This window comes from Mesorhizobium sp. M0633 (assembly GCF_040320645.1).
GTDB lineage: Bacteria > Pseudomonadota > Alphaproteobacteria > Rhizobiales > Rhizobiaceae > Mesorhizobium.
Genome location: NZ_JAMYQC010000099.1, coordinates 1 through 2,201, shown reverse-complemented (window position 1 = coordinate 2,201; position 2,201 = coordinate 1). Strand labels below are relative to the sequence as shown.

Annotated in this window: 1 protein-coding gene; it reads right to left on the bottom strand. The window is 58.6% G+C overall.

All coding sequences use genetic code 11. The features are described 5' to 3' along the window. Window positions 1–88: 88 nt before the first annotated feature. On the bottom strand, window positions 89–1,588 hold the full coding sequence (gene ltrA, locus NKI47_RS34740; protein ID WP_352596313.1) for a group II intron reverse transcriptase/maturase: 1,500 nt from the start codon (window positions 1,586–1,588) through the stop codon (window positions 89–91). Window positions 1,589–2,201 lie beyond the last annotated feature (613 nt).

Here is a 2,201-nt window from a genome sequence, read left to right as displayed (position 1 = left end):
CTGGTCGGGTAGCAGCGGCGCATTGCTGCGCCGCCGCCCCCTAAGAACCGGACATGCGGATCACCCCGCATCCGGCTCAAGCCATTCTTCAGCACCATGGTGTGGCACCGAACAACTGGACGGAGGGTTTCGCAATTCGACGGCGGGCAAAGTAAGTGGACCATGCCGGATCAAATGGATTAGCCAGTCCCCGGATCTTGACGTGCCTCGTAATCGGGATCGTCATTGCGCGGAATAGCCGGCACCCGCTGGTACTGGCATCTGCCGGACCCTTCGTAGCGAAGTCCCAGGCCCGGTGTCCATCGACCCGGAAGTACCTGTTCCTCACCCACCGTGCTCCTTTCATGGGATGGCGTCGACTTGCCCATTTCCAGAGCATTTGCCAGATGTGCGAGTCTATCGATGAGAAGCTCGCTTTCGCGACGACGTGGCGGTGATACATAGCCCATCCCCGGATGACAGGGTTCAGGTTCTGTATCAATACCTCCTGCGTGACGCTCGCATTGCCCTTGATGATTTCCCTGACCTTGTCGAGGAGTGCTTTAACACTCTTCCTTGCCGGCTTGATCAATAGTTTGCCGTCGTACTTGCGTACGTTCTGGCCGAGGAAATCGAAACCCTCCGCGATGTTCGTGATCCGGGTCTTCTCCTCTGAGAGTTCCAGACCTCGAGTGGCCAGGAACTGCCTGACCGCCGGAAGCACTTTGAATTCGAGCACATCTTTCGATGCGCCGGTCACCACAAAGTCATCGGCATAGCGGATGACGTTGAGCTGGGCCTTGCTGCGCGCGAGTTTCGACGATCCCACGCTTGCGTAGACTGCCGCCTCCAGCCCATCCAACGCCATGTTCGCGATCACCGGCGAGATAATCCCCCCTTGCGGGGTGCCCGCCGACGTCTCAAACAGAGTTCCCTCATCGATATATCCGGCTTGAAGCCACTTTAGCAGGACCTCCTTTTCCATCGTGACATGCTCCAGAAGCCAGGGGTGACTGAAGTTGTCGAAACAGCCTCTGATGTCACCTTCCAGAATCCACTCTGGCGAAGCGCGCTTAGCCAGAGTGATGAAGCACTGCTCGATGGCGTCGGCAGTCGAGCGTTCGGGCCGGAACCCATAGGAATTCGGGTCCGCCAGTGTCTCTGCCACCGGGTCCAGAGCGAGCTTCCATAACGCCTGCATCGCCCGGCACCCCATACAGGGAATTCCCAGCGGACGCTTCTTGCCGTTACTCTTGGGAATGTAAACACGTCGCAACGGCATCGCGCGATAACCGCGATGTCGAAGTGACATCATCCCGTTCCATCTGGCCGCCGGGGATGACCATATCTTACCGTCCACCCCTGGCGTTCTCTTACCGCGATTCTCCGTCACCCGTTTCACGGCCAACATCTTGCCGCTATGCGAGCGGGTCAGCAGACGTTGCAATGCTTTCACCTTGCCCCATCGGCCTTCCTGGGTTGCCTTGGCGATACGCACCTGAAGCCGTTTCACCTCTGCCTGAATGTGCAACCAGTTCGCCTGATCCCACATCTGCGCAGTGCGCGAGGATGCACCGGCATCGATCGCTCTCGCGCCGATCGCCGTCATCTGCCTTTCCTCGTACAACGATTGGTCAAAGTTCTCTCGCCATGAATGACCGCGCGGAAGTCTGCCCGCTTTCGCGTCGGGCGATGTTTCAGCCCGTATCCCGTCCATTACAGTCGGGCGTTCGCTTTTTCCGCATTCCTTTACCCACAGCGCCAACAGCGTTCCTTATGGTCCGCCTGCCGTTGCCGGCAGCACTATGGGCTTACCCTGTTCCGCATAAGTCTCCGAGCGGGGCGGACCCTTCCTCTTCGCCGGCGGCTGGTCGTCCATGGTGGCCCAGTTTTCAAAGACCACTCCACACCGCGTACCGTTTTGGTTCAAGCCTGTCAGCACGTTTGGCTTGTCAAAGATCACGACGTTTATCGGAAGTTCACATACGTTGGTCGTACCCGCTCATCCCTTGCTCCTGTCCGCCTTCGTGCTGGCAGATTCCGCCTTGCCTCGCGGCTCGACGTACCGGATATCCGGCGGCTACGTTGTCCCCAGAGCTTCACACCGAGCCGTTACCGGCTCCGCATGTCCGGGTAGGGAACGGCTGATGGAACAGCCGGTTTCTTCAGGCAATATCTCCTCCTGTGAAACAGAAACTCACGCGACTTGCAGGTCGCACGAA